Source organism: Aeromicrobium sp. A1-2, assembly GCF_003443875.1.
GTDB lineage: Bacteria > Actinomycetota > Actinomycetes > Propionibacteriales > Nocardioidaceae > Aeromicrobium.
This window is the reverse complement of the sequence record NZ_CP027482.1, coordinates 958,998-978,125: the sequence shown is the minus strand read 5'-3', so window position 1 is coordinate 978,125 and position 19,128 is coordinate 958,998. Positions and strand designations below refer to the sequence as shown.

At 68.7% G+C, this 19,128-nt stretch carries 20 protein-coding genes and 2 tRNA genes; 7 read left to right on the top strand and 15 right to left on the bottom strand.

All coding sequences use genetic code 11. The features are described 5' to 3' along the window. Positions 1 to 19: 19 nt before the first annotated feature. Positions 20 to 541 carry a GNAT family N-acetyltransferase gene (locus tag C6I20_RS04770; RefSeq protein ID WP_118394919.1) on the top strand — a complete coding sequence of 174 codons (522 nt, stop codon included), beginning with the start codon at positions 20 to 22 and terminating at the stop codon, positions 539 to 541. 10 nt (positions 542 to 551) lie between these two features. Here the strand turns inward: C6I20_RS04770 and C6I20_RS04765 are convergent, their stop codons facing one another. Further along, positions 552 to 1,508, bottom strand: coding sequence for a thiamine-phosphate kinase (locus tag C6I20_RS04765; RefSeq protein ID WP_118398595.1), 957 nt, complete (start codon positions 1,506 to 1,508; stop codon positions 552 to 554). Positions 1,509 to 1,593: 85 nt separating this feature from the next. On the opposite strand from C6I20_RS04765, the gene C6I20_RS04760 reads away from it, so the two are divergent. Both C6I20_RS04760 and C6I20_RS04755 read left to right on the top strand, forming a co-directional pair. Continuing rightward, complete coding sequence (locus tag C6I20_RS04760) at positions 1,594 to 1,830, top strand: Lrp/AsnC ligand binding domain-containing protein (RefSeq protein WP_118394918.1); 237 nt, start codon at positions 1,594 to 1,596, stop codon at positions 1,828 to 1,830. 3 nt (positions 1,831 to 1,833) lie between these two features. Further along, the gene (locus C6I20_RS04755) at positions 1,834 to 2,283 is read left to right on the top strand and encodes a DUF3515 domain-containing protein (RefSeq protein ID WP_254052251.1); all 450 of its coding nucleotides are present in this window, start codon (positions 1,834 to 1,836) and stop codon (positions 2,281 to 2,283) included. 1 nt (position 2,284) lies between these two features. On the opposite strand, the gene C6I20_RS04750 is transcribed toward C6I20_RS04755, so the two are convergent. Then, the gene (locus tag C6I20_RS04750; RefSeq protein ID WP_118394917.1) at positions 2,285 to 3,355 is read right to left on the bottom strand and encodes a D-alanine--D-alanine ligase family protein; all 1,071 of its coding nucleotides are present in this window, start codon (positions 3,353 to 3,355) and stop codon (positions 2,285 to 2,287) included. A gap of 36 nt (positions 3,356 to 3,391) precedes the next feature. Between C6I20_RS04750 and C6I20_RS04745 the strand changes: the two genes are divergently transcribed. Continuing rightward, on the top strand, positions 3,392 to 4,459 hold the full coding sequence (locus C6I20_RS04745) for a PLP-dependent aspartate aminotransferase family protein (RefSeq protein WP_118394916.1): 1,068 nt from the start codon (positions 3,392 to 3,394) through the stop codon (positions 4,457 to 4,459). Here the strand turns inward: C6I20_RS04745 and C6I20_RS04740 are convergent. Then, positions 4,456 to 5,457, bottom strand: coding sequence for an NAD(P)H-dependent glycerol-3-phosphate dehydrogenase (locus tag C6I20_RS04740; RefSeq protein ID WP_118394915.1), 1,002 nt, complete (start codon positions 5,455 to 5,457; stop codon positions 4,456 to 4,458). The genes C6I20_RS04745 and C6I20_RS04740 overlap by 4 nt on opposite strands. A 12-nt stretch (positions 5,458 to 5,469) precedes the next feature. After that, positions 5,470 to 6,195: a 1-acyl-sn-glycerol-3-phosphate acyltransferase gene (locus tag C6I20_RS04735; protein ID WP_118394914.1), complete on the bottom strand. Its 726-nt coding sequence runs from the start codon at positions 6,193 to 6,195 to the stop codon at positions 5,470 to 5,472. 43 nt (positions 6,196 to 6,238) lie between these two features. Here C6I20_RS04735 and C6I20_RS04730 point away from each other — a divergent pair, with 43 nt between their 5' ends. Further along, positions 6,239 to 6,424, top strand: coding sequence for a cold-shock protein (locus tag C6I20_RS04730; RefSeq protein ID WP_174232942.1), 186 nt, complete (start codon positions 6,239 to 6,241; stop codon positions 6,422 to 6,424). Positions 6,425 to 6,475: 51 nt separating this feature from the next. Here C6I20_RS04730 and leuD read toward each other — a convergent pair whose 3' ends face one another. After that, a complete protein-coding gene (gene leuD, locus C6I20_RS04725) occupies positions 6,476 to 7,075 on the bottom strand; it encodes a 3-isopropylmalate dehydratase small subunit (protein ID WP_118394912.1) in 600 nt (199 codons plus the stop codon). 2 nt (positions 7,076 to 7,077) lie between these two features. Beyond that, on the bottom strand, positions 7,078 to 8,499 hold the full coding sequence (gene leuC / locus C6I20_RS04720) for a 3-isopropylmalate dehydratase large subunit (RefSeq protein ID WP_118394911.1): 1,422 nt from the start codon (positions 8,497 to 8,499) through the stop codon (positions 7,078 to 7,080). A 71-nt stretch (positions 8,500 to 8,570) separates the two neighbouring features. On the opposite strand from leuC, the gene C6I20_RS04715 reads away from it, so the two are divergent. Continuing rightward, positions 8,571 to 9,287: an IclR family transcriptional regulator gene (locus C6I20_RS04715; protein WP_118394910.1), complete on the top strand. Its 717-nt coding sequence runs from the start codon at positions 8,571 to 8,573 to the stop codon at positions 9,285 to 9,287. 10 nt (positions 9,288 to 9,297) lie between these two features. Here the strand turns inward: C6I20_RS04715 and C6I20_RS04710 are convergent, their stop codons facing one another. The 4 genes from C6I20_RS04710 to C6I20_RS04695 form a co-directional block, all read right to left on the bottom strand. After that, positions 9,298 to 9,786, bottom strand: a complete 489-nt coding sequence (locus tag C6I20_RS04710) for a hypothetical protein (RefSeq protein ID WP_118394909.1) — start codon at positions 9,784 to 9,786, stop codon at positions 9,298 to 9,300. 12 nt (positions 9,787 to 9,798) lie between these two features. After that, positions 9,799 to 10,206: a Rho termination factor N-terminal domain-containing protein gene (locus tag C6I20_RS04705; protein ID WP_118394908.1), complete on the bottom strand. Its 408-nt coding sequence runs from the start codon at positions 10,204 to 10,206 to the stop codon at positions 9,799 to 9,801. 101 nt (positions 10,207 to 10,307) lie between these two features. Then, positions 10,308 to 10,778 carry a methylated-DNA--[protein]-cysteine S-methyltransferase gene (locus C6I20_RS04700; RefSeq protein WP_118394907.1) on the bottom strand — a complete coding sequence of 157 codons (471 nt, stop codon included), beginning with the start codon at positions 10,776 to 10,778 and terminating at the stop codon, positions 10,308 to 10,310. Further along, a complete protein-coding gene (locus C6I20_RS04695) occupies positions 10,775 to 12,220 on the bottom strand; it encodes a DNA-3-methyladenine glycosylase 2 family protein (protein WP_118394906.1) in 1,446 nt (481 codons plus the stop codon). Before C6I20_RS04695 ends, C6I20_RS04700 begins: the two co-directional genes overlap by 4 nt. Positions 12,221 to 12,313: 93 nt before the next feature. Here C6I20_RS04695 and C6I20_RS04690 point away from each other — a divergent pair, with 93 nt between their 5' ends. Beyond that, positions 12,314 to 12,874 (top strand): 4'-phosphopantetheinyl transferase superfamily protein, encoded by a 561-nt coding sequence (locus C6I20_RS04690; RefSeq protein WP_162891125.1) that lies wholly within the window; start codon positions 12,314 to 12,316, stop codon positions 12,872 to 12,874. Here the strand turns inward: C6I20_RS04690 and C6I20_RS04685 are convergent. The 5 genes from C6I20_RS04685 to C6I20_RS04665 all read right to left on the bottom strand — a co-directional run bounded on the left by C6I20_RS04685 (position 12,846) and on the right by C6I20_RS04665 (position 19,105). Next, a complete protein-coding gene (locus C6I20_RS04685; protein WP_254052250.1) occupies positions 12,846 to 14,165 on the bottom strand; it encodes a M1 family metallopeptidase in 1,320 nt (439 codons plus the stop codon). The genes C6I20_RS04690 and C6I20_RS04685 overlap by 29 nt on opposite strands. After that, positions 14,162 to 18,058 carry a Pls/PosA family non-ribosomal peptide synthetase gene (locus C6I20_RS04680; RefSeq protein WP_254052249.1) on the bottom strand — a complete coding sequence of 1,299 codons (3,897 nt, stop codon included), beginning with the start codon at positions 18,056 to 18,058 and terminating at the stop codon, positions 14,162 to 14,164. The genes C6I20_RS04685 and C6I20_RS04680 overlap by 4 nt, the downstream gene beginning before the upstream one ends. A gap of 51 nt (positions 18,059 to 18,109) precedes the next feature. Beyond that, positions 18,110 to 18,508 carry a DUF1761 domain-containing protein gene (locus tag C6I20_RS04675; protein WP_118394902.1) on the bottom strand — a complete coding sequence of 133 codons (399 nt, stop codon included), beginning with the start codon at positions 18,506 to 18,508 and terminating at the stop codon, positions 18,110 to 18,112. A 383-nt stretch (positions 18,509 to 18,891) separates the two neighbouring features. Continuing rightward, positions 18,892 to 18,967, bottom strand: a tRNA-Glu gene (locus tag C6I20_RS04670). Between the two features lie 66 nt (positions 18,968 to 19,033). Continuing rightward, positions 19,034 to 19,105 (bottom strand) — tRNA-Gln (locus C6I20_RS04665). Positions 19,106 to 19,128: the final 23 nt, after the last annotated feature.

Sequence of the window (19,128 nt, the reverse complement as noted above, 5' to 3'; positions counted from 1 at the left end):
TGCCACTAGCCTTCGAGTCATGGTGACATCACCGCCGGGCCGGCTCATCCTGCGCCGGCTCGCACTCACCGACGAGCCCGACATCACGGCGGCTGTCGCCGAGTTCGAGGCAGAGCGCCGCTCGTGGTCGTACCGACTTCATCCCGACATCGGCTGGCCGGCCTACGTCGATCTCGTGCACGGCTGGGAGGACGGCCTGGGGCTGCCGGCGGACTTCGTCGCCAACGCCGACCTGGTTGCCGACGTCGATGGTGTCGTCGTCGGACGGTGCTCCATCCGCTACGAGCTCAACGACTTCCTGAGCACCCTCGGCGGGCACGTCGGCTATGCCGTCCGTCCACAGTTCCGTGGTCGGGGCTACGCGACCGAGATCCTTCGGCAGGCCGTCCTGATCCTCCGGGACCGCGGTGTCGAGCACATCCTCGTGACGTGCGACGACGACAACGTCGCCTCAGCCAAGGTCATCCAGGCCAACGGCGGCGTCCTCGAGTCGGTTGTTCCGGGCCTGGCCGACATCCCCAAGCGGAGGTACTGGGTCTGAGATCCCGGCCCTAGCGGAAGTGCTGGTGCCCGGTCGGGCCGTCGAACGTCGATCCGTCCACCGTCACGCCGCGACCATCCGCCACCGTGCCGATCCGGGTCCACCCGCTCGGCAGGGGTCCCTGCGAACTGAAGGTCGCGACGAGGGCGTAGTCGTCGCCACCGGTCAGCATGAATGAGAGCGCGTCGGCGCCGAGCGCCTCACTGACCGTCGCCACCGGAGTCGGGATGTCGAAGGCCGCAGACTCGAGGTCGATCGACACGCCGCTGGCATCGGCGACGTGCGCCAGGTCCGCGAGCAGCCCGTCGCTGACATCGGTCATCGCGGTCGCGCCGGCCGCCGCTGCCTGCGGGCCGGCGGCGTACGGCGGGTGTGGCACGCGATGCGCCTCGACCGCGGCCTTCGGCGAACGGAACCCCCTGCTCAGCGTCGCGTAGCCAGCACCCGCGAGTCCGAGCGTCCCGGCGTACGCGACCACATCACCCGGGAGTGCACCAGACCGCAGCACGGGCCGCGCGACATCACCCATCGCGGTGACGGCCAGGACGATCTTGTCCGAGGCCGTGACATCACCGCCGACGATGTGGGCGCCGACGTTGGCGCACTCCTCCTCGAAGCCGCGGACCATCTCCAGGACCCACGACACCGGCAGGTCGGCCGGAGCGCCGAACCCCAGGGTCAGGGCTGTCGCGACCCCACCCATCGCGTTGAGGTCCGACAGGTTGCATGCCGCGGCCTTGCGCCCGATGTCGTGCGCGGAGGACCAGTCGCGGCGAAAGTGGCGGCCCTCGATCAGCAGATCGGTCGACACGATGTACGACCCGTCATTGGTCGAGATGTGGGCCGCATCGTCCCCCGAGCCGAGCAGAACGTAGCGGTTGTCGCCGATCTGGGCGCGGACCTGGTCGATCAGTCCGAACTCTCCGACATCGCCGATCGTGGGCTCGTCCCCCGCTGTGGTCGCCATGAAGGCATTGTGTCGCAGCCACCGGACCACCCGGTCATCCGCATCAGGTAGCGTGGCACAGTCCGGTCAAACAAAGGGGTTCTCGATGGCTGTGCAGGCATACATCCTCGTCCAGACCGAGGTCGGCAAGGCCGCCGACGTCGCCACGGCCATCGCGGCCATCGCGGGCGTCACGCTCGCTGAGGACGTCACTGGTCCCTACGACGTCATCGTGCGGGCCGAGGGCCCCAGCGTCGACGAGCTGGGCGCGCTGGTCGTGACCCAGATCCAGAACGTTCCCGGTATCACCCGCACGCTGACCTGCCCCATCGTCCGTATCTGAGGCGTGAAGCGCGCACCCCTGGCAGCAGCCCTGCTGGGCTCGATGCTGCTCGCGTCCTGCGGATCGACACTGTCGGTCGACGACTACCCGACCGAGAGCGGCACCTCGGTCAACTGCAAGGCCCTGGTGGCCGATCACCCGCTGACCGTGGCCGGACAGAAGAACCGACTCGTCCGTGACGGCAACGCTGCGGCATGGGGCGATCCCGCGATCATCCTGAGGTGCGGTGTCGAGAAGCCGCGCGAGCTCGGGCCGGCCGCTCGCTGCGACATGATCAACGACGTCGGTTGGTTCACGGAGTCGACCGCTGACGGCTACCTGTTCACCACGATCGGCCGGGAGTACTTCGTCAGCGTCGAGGTGCCGCACGACTACGACCCCGAGGCCGATGCCCTGGCCGACCTCGCAGACTTCGTCGCACGGCACGATCCCGTCGTCCAGCCCTGCGTGTGACCTAGCGAAGACCTTTGTCGCGGTGCAGCGCGAGCTGGATCAGCCGGTCCACCAGCTCGGGGTAGGAGACACCGCTGGCCTCCCACAGCACGGGGAACATCGAGTACGGCGTGAAGCCGGGCATCGTGTTGATCTCGTTGATGACCAACCCGTCGTCGGTCGAGAAGAAGTCCACGCGCGCCAGGCCCTCGCAACCGACCGCCTCGAAGGCCTGCACCGCGTACGTGCGAATACGTTCGCGCAGCGTCTCGGAGATGTCGGCGGGCACGACGTTGAGACTCGTGCCGTCGAGGTACTTCGCCTCGAAGTCGTAGAACTCGTGGCTCGACTCCGCGGCGACCGTGATCTCGCCGACGACGCTCGCGACGGGTTTGCCGTCGGGCTGCTGCATCACGGCGCACTCGAGCTCGCGTTTGCCCAGAGCTGCGGCCTCGACGATGACCTTGGGGTCGAACTCCCGGGCCTTGCCGATCGCGACGTCGAGCTCGCTCCACGTCTCGACCATCGTGACGCCCGAGCTGGACCCGGCGCGTGCGGGCTTGACGAAGATCGGCAGCCCCAGGGCGCGGATCCGCGCCTCGACCCGGTCGCGCTCGCGCTTCCACTGCCATGGCAGCACCGTGACGTACGGGATCTGGGGCAGGCCGGCCGCGGAGAACACCGTCTTGGTGAACGGCTTGTCCATGCTGACAGCGCTGGACAGCACCCCGGCGCCGACGTACCGCACGTCGGCCATCTCGAGCAGGCCCTGGATCGTGCCGTCCTCGCCCCACGGACCGTGCAGGAGGGGGAACACCGCGTCGAAGTCTCCGAGCTCCTCCCACCGGAACGCCGGACGGTCGGCGCGCACCTCCGGGAGCTGGCCGGCCAGGAGATCAGGCCACTCGGCGGTCTCCTCGACCCAGCGCCCGTCACGAGTGATCCCGATCGGCCGGATGTCGTACCGTTCGCCGTCGATCGCCGCGATCACCTCGCGAGCAGTGAGGCACGAGACGCCATGCTCACTGGAACGGCCGCCAAAAATGACGGCAAGGCGCGGTCTACCGACTGAAGTGTCCACCGAGAGGCTCATTGCCGAGCACGATACCGGTCAAGGCATGATGTCTTCATGCACGGACACGAACTTTCGCCCTCGACCATTGCCGTCGGTGCTGGGCGTCCGAACCGGGTCCCGGGGGGACCACTCAACACGCCCATCACGCTCGCCAGCGCGCTGGTGCCCGGTGGCGCCTCGGAATACGGCCGCCACGGTAATCCCACCTGGGAGTCGTTCGAGGCGGTGCTCGGCGCGCTCGAAGGCGGTCGGGCGCTGGCCTTCGCCTCGGGCATCGCTGCCACGACGGCGCTGTTCGACCTGGTGCCCGGCAGAGCTGCCGTGGTGGCGCCGAGGCATGCGTACTACGGCACGATCAACCAGCTGAAGGAACGCGCCCGGCGCGGACTGATCGAGCTCAGGCTCGTCGACATCGACAACACCCAGCAGGTCGTCGACGCCTGCGAGGGTGCTGCGCTGGTGTGGATCGAGTCTCCGACCAATCCTGCTCTCGAAATCGCCGACATCGCGGCGATCGCGCAGGCCGCATCCGCAGGCGGCACCGCGGTCGCGGTCGACAACACCTTCGCCACTCCCCTGCGCCAGAAGCCGCTCGAGCAGGGCGCGGACTTCGTCGTGCACTCGGCCTCGAAGCTGCTTTCCGGGCACAGCGACGTGATCCTCGGTGCCGTCGTGACCAACAGCGATCGGGCGTACGCCGCCATCGAGAAACGGCGCAGCGTGCTCGGCGCAATCCCGGGGGCCATGGAGACCTGGCTCGCAACACGTGGCATGCGGACGCTCCACGTGCGGCTGGACCGGGCCGAGGCCAACGCTCGCGAGCTGCACAAACGACTATCGGCCTCGGACCGCGTCGTGTACTCCCGCTACCCCGGATTCGGCACGATCATCGCGTTCGAAGTCGTCGGCGGCGCCGCGGTCGCGCAGAAGATGACCGAGCAGAGCGACGTCATCACGTACGCGACGAGCCTCGGTGGCGTCGAGTCGACGTGGGAACGTCGCCGCCGCCACGCCGGAGAGCCCGAGAGCGTGCCCGAGGGCCTGATCCGGTTCTCGGTCGGCATCGAGGACGTCGAGGACCTCTGGCTCGACATCCAGACCGCACTCGCGGCGTTCGCCTAGACCGTCTCGGGCTTGGCCTGCCGCGAGATCAGTCTCGACACCAGGTCGGCGGGGCTCAGCTCGCCCGCGATCAATGCCGCGACGTGCTCGACGATCGGCATCTCGACGCCGTGGAGCTTGGCGAGCTCACTGACCGACACGCAGGACTTGACGCCTTCGGCGACCTGATTGGTCTGCGCCGCGACCTCGGCGACGGTCATGCCCTGGCCGAGCTTCTCGCCGAACGTACGGTTGCGTGACAGCGGCGACGAGCAGGTTGCGACCAGGTCACCCATGCCGGCCAGGCCCATGAACGTCACGGGGTCGGCGCCGATCGCGGCGCCGAGGCGCGCGGTCTCGGCCAGACCGCGGGTGATGACCGAGGCCTTGGTGTTGTCGCCGTAGCCCAGACCGACGCACACGCCGACCGCGAGCCCGATGATGTTCTTGGCGGTGCCAGCCAGCTCGCAGCCGATCACGTCGGTCATGGAGTACGGGCGGAACGACGCGGTGTGACACGCCTTCTGCAGCCGTTCGGAGACGGCCTGGTCGACGCACGCCACGACACTGGCAGCGGGCTCGCGGTTGGCGATCTCCCGGGCCAGGTTGGGGCCGGAGACGACCGCAATACGCTCGGGACCAGCGCCGGTGATCTCGGCGATGACCTCGCTCATCCGCTTGTGGGTGCCGAGCTCGACGCCCTTCATGAGGCTCACGAAGATCGCGTCGGGCGGCACGTGCTCGCTCCACGACTCGAGGTTGGCGCGGAGCTGCTGGGACGGGACGGCCAGGACCACGATCTCGGCACCAGCCATTGCCTCGGCCGGGTCGGAGGTAGCCGTGATGACCTTCGGCAGCTCGACGCCGGGGAGGTAGTCGGGGTTCTGGTGGGTCGTGTTGATGGCTTCACAGAGCTCAGGCCGGCGACCCCACAGGCGTACGTCGTTGCCGGCGTCGGCCAGCACCATCGCGAATGCCGTGCCCCAGGATCCTGCGCCCATCACGGCTGTCTGCGCCATTCACGATTCCAATCACTTGTAGTTGGTCTTCGGCTTGCCCAAGGTATGCACATCGATGCGAGGTGTCGAGGGGACCTCACCACGCACTTCGGACATCATGGCACTCAGCGTGTTCATCAGTCGGTCGGTCGCGTCGTGGAGCACCTGCTCGGTGACCTCCTGGTCGGCGAAGTCGGTCAGGTCGATCGGCGCACCGACTCGGATGTGGATCGTCGCGCGGGGGAACAGCCGGACCCGTTTGGCATACGGCCACAGGATCTCCTGGGGCCCCCACTGCATCAGCGGCACCAATGGCCGCCCGGTCATCAGTGCGACGCGTACGGCTCCCGTGCGGCCGCTCATGGGCCAGGCAGCCGGGTCTCGGGTGATCGTGCCCTCGGGGTAGATCGTGACGACCCGACCGGCTTCGACGGCCGTTGCCGCCGCGCGCAGCGACTCGGCAGCGCCTTCGGTGTCGCGGTAGACCGGGATCTGCTCGGCGGACCGCAGGATCCAGCCGTATCCTTTGGCGCCGACCAGCGTGTCCTTGGCGAGGAACTGCGGCGCGATGCCGTTGTCCAGCATGAAGTGCGAGATCAGGAACGGGTCGAGGTGCGAGATGTGGTTGGGCGCGAGCACGAATCCGCCGTCCGGCAGGTGCTCCATGCCTTGCCAGTCCCGCCTCGTCACCAGCATCAGCAGTGGCCTGAGGAAGAATCTGATGACCCGGACGGTCGTGGGCACGGGACGTCTCACCATGGGCGCGAGCCTAATCCTTCGGCTCAGCACTAGGGTGACTGCCATGCAGGGCACCGTCGCGACCTTCGACCAGACCACCCGGAGCGGAAAGCTCCTGACCGACGAGGGCATGCCACTGGAGTTCCCCGCCTCGTCGCTGGCCGAGCACATCCGGCACCTGCGCGTGGGTCAGCGCGTGTTCGTCGAGACCGACGGCACCACCGTGACGTCCATCAAGATCTGGAACTAACGCTGACGGGTCATTTTTCGCCCCCGGCGGGGGCGAAAAATGACCCGTGCGTTAGAGGGTGGCGGGTTTGAAGCTGGGGCGGGTGGCCTCGTACGTCTCGATGTCCGCCGCGTGGCCCAGCGTGATACCGATGTCGTCCAGGCCCTCGAGCAGACGCCAGCGGGTGTAGTCGTCGATCGTGAAAGAGTCCTCGATCGCATCGGCGCCCTCGCCGGCCTTGACCGTGCGCGACTCGAGATCGATCGTGATCGACCCACCCGGGTTCTCGTCGAGGTAGTCCCACAGCCGCTGGACGACCTTGTCGTCGACCTCGGCGGCCAGCAGCCCGGCCTTGCCGGAGTTGCCCCGGAAGATGTCACCGAAGCGCGGCGAGATGACGACCTTGAAGCCATAGTTCTGCAGCGCCCAGACGGCGTGCTCGCGGGACGAGCCGGTGCCGAAGTCGGGACCGGCGACCAGCACCGTGGCGTCCTTGTACGCGTCTTGGTTGAGCACGAAGGCCGGGTCGCTTCGCCAGGCCGAGAACAGACCTTCCTCGAAGCCGTCGCGGGTGACCTTCTTGAGCCACACCGCAGGGATGATCTGGTCGGTGTCGACGTTGCTGCGCCGCAGCGGCGCTCCGACTCCAGTGTGCGAGGAGAACTTCTCCATGATCAGGCTCCTGCCTTCTCGAGCTGGGCCAGGTCGGCCGGTCCGGCCAGGTGGCCGAGGATTCCGGTGGCCACCGCGACGTCGGGCGACACGAGGTGCGTACGGCCGCCCTTGCCCTGGCGTCCTTCGAAGTTGCGGTTGGACGTCGAGGCCGCACGCTCCCCCACCATCAGCTGGTCGGGGTTCATGCCCAGGCACATCGAGCAGCCCGCGCCGCGCCACTCGGCGCCAGCGTCCTTGAAGATCACGTCGAGGCCTTCCTGCTCGGCCTGCAGACGTACGCGGACCGATCCCGGCACGACCAGGATGCGGGTGTCGTCGGCGACCTTGTGGCCCTCCATCAGGGCGGCCGCGACCCGCAGGTCCTCGATCCGACCGTTGGTGCACGATCCGATGAAGACCGTGTCGACCTTGATGTCCTTCATCGGCGTACCGGCCTCGAGCCCCATGTACCGCAGGGCGTTCTCGGCAGCGATCCGCTCGTTGTCGTCCTCGAACGAGGCGGGGTCCGGAACGTTGCCCGACAGCGGCACGCCCTGGCCGGGGTTGGTCCCCCACGTGACGAACGGCGTGATGGTCGAGGCGTCGATCGTGATGACCTTGTCGAACTCGGCGTCTTCGTCGGTCACCAGGCTGTCCCAGTGCGCGACCGCGGCATCCCAGTCACCACCCACGGGCGCGTTGGGGCGACCCTCGAGGTAGTCGTACGTCACCTGGTCGGGTGCGATGAGTCCGGCCTTCGCGCCCCACTCGATCGACATGTTGCAGATCGTCATGCGGGCTTCCATCGACAGCGCACGGATTGCGTCGCCGCGGTACTCCACGATGTAGCCCTGGCCGCCACCGGTGGTCTCCTGCGTGATGAGCGCCAGGATCAGGTCCTTGGCGGTCGAGCCGGTCGGCAGGTCGCCGACGACGTCGACGGCCATCATCTTGGGCTTGGCCTGCGACAGCGACTGTGTCGCGAGCACGTGCTCGACCTCGGAAGTGCCGATGCCGAAGGCGATCGAGCCGAACGCGCCGTGCGTCGAGGTGTGCGAGTCACCGCAGACGATCGTCATGCCCGGCTGAGTCAGACCCAGCTGCGGTCCGACGACGTGCACGATGCCCTGGTCGATGTCACCCATGGGGTGCAGTCGGACGCCGAACTCGGCGCAGTTGCGGCGAAGCGTCTCGACCTGGGTGCGGGACACCAGGTCGGCGATCGGCTTGTCGAGATCGGTCGTCGGGATGTTGTGGTCCTCGGTCGCCAACGTGAGGTCAGGACGACGTACCGGACGGCCAGCGATCCGGAGGCCGTCAAAGGCCTGCGGACTCGTGACTTCGTGGATCAGGTGCAGATCGATGTAGAGCAGATCCGGCTCACCTTCGTGGCGGCGGACGACGTGCTCTTCCCAGATCTTCTCGGCCAGGGTCTTGCCCATGGTGCTTCTCCTCAACGGATGCTCTGCTTCTCAGGCTTGCGTCTCACAATGCGATACGGCAGTATCAAGACATGGACAACTCTAGCGGAGTCGGGGTTCTCGACAAAGCCGCACTGGTGCTTGCTGCTCTCGAGCCCGGTCCGGCCACGCTGGCCGGCCTTGTCGCCAGCACGGGCCTGGCCCGTCCCACCGCCCACCGGCTCGCGGTGGCTCTGGAACATCATCGGCTCGTCGCCCGCGACATGCAAGGGCGCTTCATCCTCGGCCCACGCCTCGGCGAGCTCGCCGCCGCCGCCGGCGAGGACCGCCTGCTCGCCGCGGCCGGACCCGTCCTGGCCCGGCTGCGCGACATCACCGGGGAGTCCGCCCAGCTGTTCCGCCGGCAGGGCGACTTCCGTGTGTGCGTTGCCGCCGCGGACCGACCGACCGGCCTGCGCGACTCGATCCCGGTCGGCAGCCAGCTCACGATGAGCGCTGGTTCCGCCGCCCAGATCCTGCTGTCGTGGGAGGACCCCGAGCGCATGAACAAGGGCCTGCTCAAGGCGACGTTCGCGGCTGCCGAGCTGTCGGCCGTACGCCGTCGCGGCTGGGCGCAGAGCGTCGGCGAGCGGGAGAACGGCGTCGGCTCGGTGTCCGCCCCCGTACGTTCCCCCTCCGGCAAGGTCGTCGCAGCAGTGTCGGTGTCCGGCCCGCTCGAACGGCTGACCCGACAGCCCGGACGCATGCACGCGCCGGCCGTCGTGGCCGCGGCCGAGCGGCTCTCGCAGAGCCTGCGGCGCTCTAACTAGCCAGGTAGTCCTACGCGGCGAGATCGTCCGGCGACATGACCCGCAGCACGGCATCGTCGGCCGTGTGCACGGGCCAGCTCGCGAGGGACTGGATCGACATCGCGGCCGTGATGGCCCGGATCCACGCTATGTCCGAGGCCCGGGTGCCGGCATCGCTCGGCCGCGCCCACAGCACGGCGCACGAGCCGTCCGGGTCGACGTCATCGAGCGCCTGGCGAAGGGAGCGTGCGAGGTTGACCACCATCGGTCCATCCGGTGCGGCGGGACACTCGGCCACATTGAGGACGGATGGAAGCACGACGCCATCGCGGTCCAGCAGCAGCGCGAAGATCTGCCGGCTGGCGAAGCCCAGTGGCTCGATGAGCTGGCGCCACACTGCCTCGAGCTCGGCAGGCGTGCGCACGAGCGGGAGACCGTGGGGATCGGGCGAGCGTGATGTCGTCATGGATCCACGATCGACCCAGATCGTGCCCGGGTCGAACCCGTCGTCCACAGCCATCAGCCGGTCGCTCTAGACCAGCTCGGAGAGCAGCTGGTCCTTGCGCATCCGCGAGTATCCGGCGACGCCCTGATCCTTGGCGGCTGCCCGCAGGCGGGTGACGGTCCAGCTGGGCTGCGGCAGCTCGGGCGCGTCCTTGAGCGCGCGGGGCTCGGCACGGGGGTGGTCCGCGATGGCCTGGCGCGCCCTGGCCTTGGCCTTCTTGCGCTTGGCAGTCGCCTTGGCGATGGCCTTCTCGGCGTTGGCGCGGATCTTCTGCACCCGGGACTTGTGCTTCTCGGCGTCGGCCTGCAGGGTCTTGACCTGCGTACGCAGCACCTTGACCTCGGCGGTCAGAGCCTCGACGGACGAGTTCGCGGCGGCGAGCTTGCGCTCGGCCTTGCCGGTCCCGTGCGCCTTCTTGTCATTCTTGCTGGACATGCTCACCCTCTGGTCACGGATCGAATGAAGCTCATCGTGCCCGGCACAGGTGAACGGCGGGCCAACGCAGGACCCACAATGCCCGTACATGGGGTCAGCGGTCAGAACAGGCCGGGCCGCTCGAGATCCAGCAACGTCTTCTTGCGATCCACACCGCCGGCGTATCCGGTCAACGAACCGTCCGCCCCGATGACCCGGTGGCACGGCACCACGATCGGGATCGGGTTGGCACCGTTGGCGGCCCCAACCGCACGCGAGATGACCGGCTCGTAGCCCAGCCGGCGAGCGATGTCGCCATAGCTCGCGGTCTCGCCGTACGGGATGCGGCGCAGCTCGGCCCACACCTTCTTCTGGAACTCCGTGCCGTCATTGGCCAGCGGGAGGTCGAAGTCGGTGCGCTCACCCGCGAAGTACTCGTCGAGCTGACGTTCGGCCTGGTCGAGCAGCGTGCTGCCGGTCTGCTGCCGGCGCGGTTCGCCCGCACCGAAGTCGATCGCGGTGATGAGTCCGGCGGAGACATGGATGCGGAGCCCGCCGATCGGAGAGTCCATCCATCGCGTCATGGTGCTCATGTCGGTGTCCTTTCGAATGCTGAGGTGGCGCGCCACAGGTGCATGCCTGCGTAGGAACGCCACGGGCGCCACCGGTCGGTGTCGTCCTTGGACAGGCCGCGTCGTTCGAGCTCACGGCGGAGGACGAGATCGGTGGTCAGGAGGATGTCGGGGTGTGCGAGCGCGCGCATCACGACATAGTCGGCGGTCCACGGCCCGATGCCCCGCATCGCGACAAGCTGCTCGCGAACAGCTTCGCGATCGACGCCGGGATCCAGCTCGAGCTTGCCGTCGGCGACGGCCTGTGCGAGATCGACGATCGTGCGCCCTCGGGACCGGGGCATGCCCATCTCGGCTGGATCCGCCTCGGCGAATGCCTCGGGTGCCGGAAACGCGTGGGTCAGGCCGAATGACGTGGCGAGCTCGAAATCGACCGCAGTCCCCCGCGTCGGCACGTGTCGTCCCAGGACCGTGTTGGCTCCGGCCACCGAGACCTGCTGGCCGACGATCGTGCGCACCGCGACCTCGAAGCCGTCGACGTGCGAGGGCACCCGCAAACCTGGTGCTGCCGCGATCAGGTCGTGCAGGGCCGGATCGTCACTAAGCACCGAGTCGACCGCGACCGGGTCGGCGTCCAGATCGAGCATGCGTCGGGCCCGGCCGATCGCGACGGCAGTGTCGCGCAGATCGGCCAGCTCCAGCTCGCACGACACGTGGTCGGCGTGCAGCGTCAGTGCCATCACGCCCGGCCCGTGCGGGAGTCGCAGCACCCGGGCATAGGTGCGATCGCGGACGGTCTCGACCCCCGGTAGGACATGTGCGACGAGGAAGTCGAGCAGTGCCTCGGCATGGAAGGGCTGGCGCACCGCCAGCCGCACCGTCACCCGGCCCGTCGGCGTGCTGCGTCGACCCCCCCGCATCTGGGTCGGCGAGAGCGCGTAGACCCTTCGCACCGAGTCGTTGAACTGTCGGATCGAGGCGAATCCAGCCGCGAACGCGATGTCAGACATCGGCATCTCGGTCGTCTCGATCAGCACCCGCGCAGCGTGCGCCCGGTTGCTGCGGGCCAGCGCAAGCGGACCGGCACCCAGCTCCTGCGTCAGCATCCGTGTGACATGGCGTTGGCTGTAGCCGAGCCGATTGGCAAGCCCCTCAACACCTTCCCGCTCCACGATCCCGTCACCGATCAGCCGCATCGCGCGTCCCACCACATCGGCCCGGACATTCCACTCCGGCGAGCCGGGCGTCGTGTCGGGGCGACAGCGTCGACAGGCGCGGAATCCGGCGTCCTGGGCAGCCGCCGCGGACGGATGGAAGGTCACATTGCCCGGTCTGGGGGTCACAGCGGGGCATGACGGACGGCAATAGATGCCGGTCGTCCTCACCGCCGTGTAGAAGACGCCGTCGAAGCGGGCGTCACGGGACTGAACGGCCCGATAGCAGCGCTCGTGATCGGTGTACATGTGTCCAGCATGACGCGCGCCGCAGACACATACCAGCGGTAAACGGACATGGCGGTTGCGCCCTCCTTCATCGGCACGTGATAGACCGTGCGGGTGAGCAGCAAAGCCGAGCCGGGTGATCCAGCGGGCCATGTCGTGGTGAGCTGGATCGCTGCGGGCGATGTCGGCCAGGGTCTGCTGACAGATCTCATTGCAGACTTCAGCGGCACGCCCGCCGCCCACGTCCGCGTCGTCCGCGCGTGCAGGTCGTGCGGGAGCGATCGTCACGGCAAGCCGCAGATCGTCCTGCCCCACGGCCATACTCCGCTGCACCTGAGCCTCAGCAGGTCCGCAGGCGCGGCGGTCGTCGCCGTGACGGATGCGGGCCCGATCGGCATCGATGTGGAACAGGGCTCGTCCGACCTGGTGACGTGGGTCCGCAAGGAGTCGCTGGTCAAGGCCACCGGGCACGGCCTGACGATAGATCCCGAGACGATCACGGTGAGCGAACCCGGCCTTCCGCCAGAGCTGCTGTCCTGGCCAGAGCCGCAACCGATCGACCGAGCCGTGTGGATGTTCGATCTGGTGTCGCCGGACGGCTTCGTCGGTGCTGTGTCGATCCTCGCGAACGACCGTCCGTGCCTCGTCACGAGGCCGGCAGCTCCGGCAGTCTGACGTCGCGCAGCCACCGGTCGAACAACTCGCCGACCGATGCTCCGCACCGCTCGGCTGCCAGGGCGACGAACTGCTCGGTGGTGACCGTGCCCTTGGCGTAACGCGTCGTCCAGGCTTGGAGCAGCTGGAAGAATGCGTCGTCCCCGACGGTCCGTCGCAGTGCGTGCAGCAGCAGCGCGCCGCGCTTGTACAGCCGGTCGTCGAACATCAGGTCGGGCCCCGGATCGCCGAGCACGAGGTCCTGCGGAAGCTCTTCGAGCAGATGCCAGTGCCGGTCAGCCTGATCGTGTGCCGTCGGCCCGCCAGACTCCTCCGACCACAACCACTCGGCGTAGCACGCGAAGCCCTCGTGCAGCCAGATGTCCCGCCAGTGGCCGAGCGTCAGGCTGTTGCCGAACCACTGGTGCGCGAGCTCATGGGCGATCAGACGCTGATGCTCCCACGCACTGGTCGCGAAGTTGGAGCCGAACACCGACAGGCCCTGCGCCTCGAGCGGGATCTCAAGCTCGTCCTCGGTGATGACGGCCGTGTAGGCCTCGAAGGGATAGGGCCCGAACCGACGCACGAACAGGGCCATCATCTCGGCCTGCCGGGCGAACATCTCGATCGTGACCTCGCCGGCCCCCGCCGGATACACCGTCCGGATCGGTATCGCGGTGTCCGTCTCGGCCTGCTCGTACCGACCGATCTGGATCGTCGCGAGATACGTCGCCATGGGCGAGGTCTCGACATGTCGCCACACCGTCGAGCCGGCGCGCCGACGGCGACTCTCCAGCACCCCGTTGGCCACCACGACATAACTCGACGGCGTCGTCGTCTCGATCTCGTACGTCGCTTTGTCCGACGGTCGGTCGTTGCACGGGAACCACGAGGGCGCTCCGTGCGGCTGGGAGGCCACGATGACTCCGTCGGCCAGCTCCTCCCACCCCGCGTCACCATCCGGTCCCGGCATCGGCCGGGGCGAACCGGCGTACGCGACCGACACGGTGAAGCTGTCGCCGGTCGCGATCGGCGATCGCGGGCGGATGATCAACCGGTTCTTCTGGTGTGCGTGCTTGGCGGGAGCGGCACCGTCGACTGTGACCTTGGAGACCCGGAGGTGGTAGAGATCCAGCTCGAACCGGTCGAGGTCCTGGCGCGCCGTGGCGGTCAGAGTCGCCCGGCCGGCGAGACGATTGGATTCGACGTTGTACTCCAGCTCGAGCAGATAATGGTCGACGTCGAAGGAGAGATCACCATGACCCGGGACGTACGGGTCGCTGCTCGTCGTCGCGGCGAGGGAGGGCTTCACCGGCTCGCGTCGTCCTCGACCCACGGACCGATCGGGTTCCCGATCCATCGGGTCTTGCGCGGCACGGACTCACCGCGCATCACCAGCGAGACCGGTCCGATCGTCGCGTGGGACCCAAGGGTCGCGGCCGGCAGGATGACCCCATGCGGACCGAGCGTCGATCCTGCCTCGAGCGTCACGGTGTCCATGCTGAGTATCCGATCATGGAACAGGTGCGTCTGCACCACGCACCCCCGATTGACGGTGCTGCCGTCGCCCAACGCGATCAGGTCGGCCTCGGGCAACCAGTACGTCTCGCACCACACGCCGCGTCCGACGTCGGCTCCGAGCGCGCGTAGCCAGAGGTTGAGCAACGGGGTGCCGCTCGTCGTACGGGTGACCCACGGCGCCCCGAGGAGCTCGACGAAGGTGTCGGCGAGCTCGTTGCGCCACACGAACGAGCTCCACAGCGGGTGCTCGCCGACCCGCACCCGGCCGACCAAGGCCCACTTGGCGGCGGCCGACACGGTCGCCGCGAAGATCCCGACCCCGACCATGACGATCCCGGACAGGCCCGCGGCCGCAAGCCACCCGGCGCGATCGATGACGATCTCGAGGCCGGCGACCGCCGCGAGGGCGAGCAGGCCACCGAGGACCATCGGGACGACCCGGGCCGCCTCAACCAGGACGCGCGCCACGCGCAGTCGACGGGACGGCTCCAGGGTCCGCCCGACGTCGACCTGACCTGCCGCCCTTCGCAGCTTCTGCGGCGGGCTGCCGAGCCACGATGTCCCCGCCTTGGCCTTGGTCCGCTGCGGCGCCGCGGACAGCACCGCCACGAGCCCGCCCTTGGGGACCTTGCGCCCCGGCGCAGTCATCCCGGAATTGCCGACGAAGGCATGCCGGCCGATCTTGACCTGCTCGACGCGCAGCCACCCGCCACCCAGCTCGTACATCCCGAGCATCGTGTCGTCGGCGAGGAACGCCCCGTCATTGACCGTTGTGAGAGCCGGGAGCATCAGAACCGTGGATGCCTCGACGTCATCGCCGATCCGCGCGCCGAGGGCTCGGAGCCACACCGGGGTCAGCGTGCTCGAGTAGAGCGGAAACAGCCAGGTCCGGGACTCGTCCATGACCCGGAACACCGACCATGCCTGCCAGCCCCGCCTACTGTGCACAGGATAGGTGCCGCTCGCCAGGCCGACGGACTGGACCCGCACGACGGCCACGACCAGCAGGGCGAGGGCGAGGTAGGCGACCGCGACGCCCAGCGGGGCCACAGCCGCCAGCCGGAGAATCGCGTCTGCCAGACCGTCGGCGGGCTTGACCACGGGCACAACGGCGAGGCTACCGGCCACCACGGCCAGGACCGGCAGGGCTGCGAGAACGACCGCTGCGGTGGCGTAGGCGACAGTCCACCGCACGAACCGCGGCGCCCGGTCGCTCGTCCGCGGTCCGCGGGCCGGGCCGTTGGGGTGCGCCGGTGCGCCGGACCAGTACTCCCCCGCCGGCACTTCGGTGAGCACGGCAGATCCCGCGCCGACCTCGGCCCGGTCGCCAACGCGGGCACCCGGACCCAGCAGACTACGTACACCGATGCGGGCATCCGCGCCGATCGCGACCGACCCGACGTGCAGGGTGTCGCCGTCGAGCCAGTGACCCGACAGATCGACCTCCGGCTCGATCGACGCCCCTGACCCAATCGTCATCATCCCGGTGAGCGGTGGCAGGGAGTGCAGGTCGACGTCCTTCGCGACCTGCGCGCCGAGCGCCCGGGCGTACAGGCCGAGCCAGGCGGCTCCGGACAGCGAGCCGGCGCGGAGCTCATCGGCGATGCGCTCGGCCAGCCACAGCCGCAGGTGGACTCCGCCACCGCGCGGATGGGCACCCGGTCGGACGCCGCGCAGCAGCGCTCGCGCGCTCGCTGCCGCGAGCAGCATTCTGCCGGGAGGACTGATCAGCAGGAGGCCGCCGAGCGCGATCCACGACCACGAGACCTCGGGCAGCCACTGCCATCCCAGCGCGGCCGACGCGACGTGATGAGCCGCCGCGGCCCAGACCAGCCAGCGCAGGCCCGTGATGGTTCGCAGCGGCACCACCAGCAGGACCTGGGCGATCTGGGTCGCAAGGCGCACCGGACGCACCGCGGAGTTCCGGCGGGTCTGGGCCAACGACATCGCGTCAAGGCTCGCCGCGAGATCGGCGATGGTCGGGTGCTCGTACACGTCGGCCACGGTGGCCTCCGGGAACTGGTCGCGGAGACGTCCGACGAGCTGCGCCGCACTGAGGCTCCCACCGCCCAAGGTGAAGAAGTCGTCCGCCGGGTTCGTGACGACTGCGCCCAGGAGCTCCAGCCAGATGTCCCTGAGCCACGCGCTGGTCCCCTCCAGCTCTGTCTCACGGTCGGCCGATCCTGCACCCGGCATCGGCCACGGCAGCGCGTCACGATCGATCTTGCCCGAGGTGCGCGTCGGCATGGTGTCCAGAAGTCCGAGGCGCGGCACGAGCGCCTCGGGCATCTGCTGCCGCAGGATCGTGAGCGCAGCGGTCAGGTCGAATGCTGCATCGGTCGCGACGTAGCCGACCAGGATGCGGTTGCCGGCGTCCGTCGTGCGCACGGCTGCTGCAGCAGCGACGACGCCCGGCAGTCCAAGGAGCGCGCTGTCGATCTCGCCGAGCTCGATGCGCCGGCCACCGATCTTGATCTGCTCGTCCACCCGACCCATGAAGACCAGGCCGTCCTCGTCGTACCGCACGATGTCGCCGCTGCGATACGCCCGGTCCCAGCCCAGAGTCGGGAACCGCGCGTACTTCTCGGCGTCCTTCGGAGGGTCGAGGTAGCGGGCCAGGCCCACTCCGCCGATGATCAGCTCGCCGGACTCACCCGGCAGGACGTGGTGGCCGTCCGCGTCGACCACCGCGAGGTCCCAGCCCGCGAGGGGCAGCCCGATCCGAACCGGCTCCCCGGCCATGAGGCGAGCGGCGCAGGCCACCACCGTGGCCTCGGTCGGACCGTACGTGTTCCAGACCTCTCGGTCGGGGACCGCGAGCCGTTCACCGATCTCGGGTGGACACGCCTCGCCGCCGACGATCAACAGACGGACGTCGTCGAGGACGCCGGCGGGCCAGAGCGCGACCAGGGTCGGGACCGTCGACACCACCGTGATGCCGTTGGCGATCATCCACGGCCCCAGGTCACCGCCGCTCTTGACCAGCGAGCGCGGCGCGGGCACCAGACATGCGCCGTGGCGCCAGGCAAGCCACATCTCCTCGCAGGACGCGTCGAAGGCGACCGACAGGCCCGCCATGATGCGGTCACCCGGGCCGAGCGGACTCTCCTGCAGGAACACCATCGCCTCGGCATCGACGAACGCCGCTGCCGAGCGGTGCGAGACCGCGACCCCTTTGGGGATGCCGGTCGAGCCCGACGTGAAGATGACCCATGCATCGTCGGTCGGCAGCGGCTCGGCGTTGTCGGCCGTCGTGCTGCCTTCACGGCGGGTGGTGATGATCAGCTCGTTGCCGACCACGGCCGTCACGTCGGCCTCGGAGAACACCGTCCGGGCCCGCGAGTCCGGATCGTCGACGTCGACCGGGACGTAGGCCGCGCCGGCCACCAGGATGCCCATGATCGCGACGTAGAGATCGATGGTGCCGGAGTCGACGCGCACCCCGACCCGGTCTCCGCGGCCCACTCCGCGCTCGCGGAGAGCAGAGGCCATGTGGTCCGAGGCCTCGCAGAACTCCGCGTACGTCAGCACTCGCGAGCCATTGTCGAGTGCTGGTGCGTCGGGAGCGGCGAGCGCCGTCTCACGCAGGATGTCGACCAGCGTGCGGACCGGAGGTGCCTGGCTTGACCGCAGCATCCGGGAGGTGGCGCCGACAGGGGACGAAGGGGCGCCCGGTGCAGTCACCCGCCCAGCATGCCCCGTCGATCTGAACGCGCGGTGAACAACACTGGCGACTCAGCCCTGGAAGGCTCCGCAGATGACGCCCACCATGATCGCGCCGACGAAGGCGTAGCCGGCGTTGATCAGCCACAGGCGCGTCGGACGGTTGTCGTACAGAGCATTCTGGCCCATGATCGCGGCCGACACCGCGCCGATCGCGAGGCCCACCTTCGCTCCCTCGCCGGCACCGCCGGCACCGACCAACCACGCCGTGGAGAGCGCCAGCACGAGCGCGGCGACGAGCGAACCGATCAGGAGCCCCGCGCCGGGCGACTGCGGATTGCCCGGCATGTCCTTGGTGTAGCCCATGTCGTCGGCCCACGGCTTGCGGAACAGGAACGAGTACCAGGCCGCGCCGAGGAAGAAGAACGCCAGCGCCGCCACGATGATGCCAACCAACGAGAGGTCATCCATGCCCCGAACGTAGGGCCTGCACGTCGACCCCGTCCAGACTCGGCGAGACGTCGGGCGAACGTCCGACCGAGATCGGCGCCGCGGACGTGAGTCGAGCGGGCATGGGTGTCTCCGCCATGAGCCGGCGGTCCTGACCTGTTTGATCAGGAGACTGCGCCCCGGTGACAACGTGCCGGGTCGACTCCGGCGGCCTCCACAAGATCCGATTCGTGCCCGCCGCGGGCCAAGCCGGGCGCTCTGTCAGCCCGGCGGACAACACCTCCCGCGTCTGGGCTCGCGACTCGTGCCAGGTACCTGGCCGCACACCAGTCGCACAGCGCGGTGACCGACATACAAGAAGACCCCCTGTCCCGCGTTTCCGCAGGTCAGAGGGTCTTTGTCCATGGTAGCCCCGACGGGATTCGAACCCGCGCTACCGCCTTGAGAGGGCGGCGTGCTAGGCCGCTACACAACGGGGCCATGGTTGGTCTTGCGACCGCACAAAACCCTACCAAAGCATGCTCGGGAGCCGCTCGGAGGGTTTCGCTGGGATACTAGGACTCGAACCTAGAATGGCGGTACCAGAAACCGCTGTGTTGCCAATTACACCATATCCCAATGGCGCCGGACGAGGTCCGGGC

What these genes read in the sequence shown, in the direction of transcription:
- C6I20_RS04770 (WP_118394919.1), top strand. Translation starts at nt 20, where the DNA reads ATGGTGACATCACCGCCGGGCCGGCTCATCCTGCGCCGGCTCGCACTC.
- C6I20_RS04765 (WP_118398595.1), bottom strand. Translation starts at nt 1,508, where the DNA reads ATGGCGACCACAGCGGGGGACGAGCCCACGATCGGCGATGTCGGAGAG.
- C6I20_RS04760 (WP_118394918.1), top strand. Translation starts at nt 1,594, where the DNA reads ATGGCTGTGCAGGCATACATCCTCGTCCAGACCGAGGTCGGCAAGGCC.
- C6I20_RS04750 (WP_118394917.1), bottom strand. Translation starts at nt 3,355, where the DNA reads ATGAGCCTCTCGGTGGACACTTCAGTCGGTAGACCGCGCCTTGCCGTC.
- C6I20_RS04745 (WP_118394916.1), top strand. Translation starts at nt 3,392, where the DNA reads ATGCACGGACACGAACTTTCGCCCTCGACCATTGCCGTCGGTGCTGGG.
- C6I20_RS04740 (WP_118394915.1), bottom strand. Translation starts at nt 5,457, where the DNA reads ATGGCGCAGACAGCCGTGATGGGCGCAGGATCCTGGGGCACGGCATTC.
- C6I20_RS04735 (WP_118394914.1), bottom strand. Translation starts at nt 6,195, where the DNA reads ATGGTGAGACGTCCCGTGCCCACGACCGTCCGGGTCATCAGATTCTTC.
- C6I20_RS04730 (WP_174232942.1), top strand. Translation starts at nt 6,239, where the DNA reads ATGCAGGGCACCGTCGCGACCTTCGACCAGACCACCCGGAGCGGAAAG.
- leuD (WP_118394912.1), bottom strand. Translation starts at nt 7,075, where the DNA reads ATGGAGAAGTTCTCCTCGCACACTGGAGTCGGAGCGCCGCTGCGGCGC.
- leuC (WP_118394911.1), bottom strand. Translation starts at nt 8,499, where the DNA reads ATGGGCAAGACCCTGGCCGAGAAGATCTGGGAAGAGCACGTCGTCCGC.
- C6I20_RS04715 (WP_118394910.1), top strand. Translation starts at nt 8,571, where the DNA reads ATGGACAACTCTAGCGGAGTCGGGGTTCTCGACAAAGCCGCACTGGTG.
- C6I20_RS04710 (WP_118394909.1), bottom strand. Translation starts at nt 9,786, where the DNA reads ATGGCTGTGGACGACGGGTTCGACCCGGGCACGATCTGGGTCGATCGT.
- C6I20_RS04705 (WP_118394908.1), bottom strand. Translation starts at nt 10,206, where the DNA reads ATGTCCAGCAAGAATGACAAGAAGGCGCACGGGACCGGCAAGGCCGAG.
- C6I20_RS04700 (WP_118394907.1), bottom strand. Translation starts at nt 10,778, where the DNA reads ATGAGCACCATGACGCGATGGATGGACTCTCCGATCGGCGGGCTCCGC.
- C6I20_RS04695 (WP_118394906.1), bottom strand. Translation starts at nt 12,220, where the DNA reads ATGTACACCGATCACGAGCGCTGCTATCGGGCCGTTCAGTCCCGTGAC.
- C6I20_RS04675 (WP_118394902.1), bottom strand. Translation starts at nt 18,508, where the DNA reads ATGGATGACCTCTCGTTGGTTGGCATCATCGTGGCGGCGCTGGCGTTC.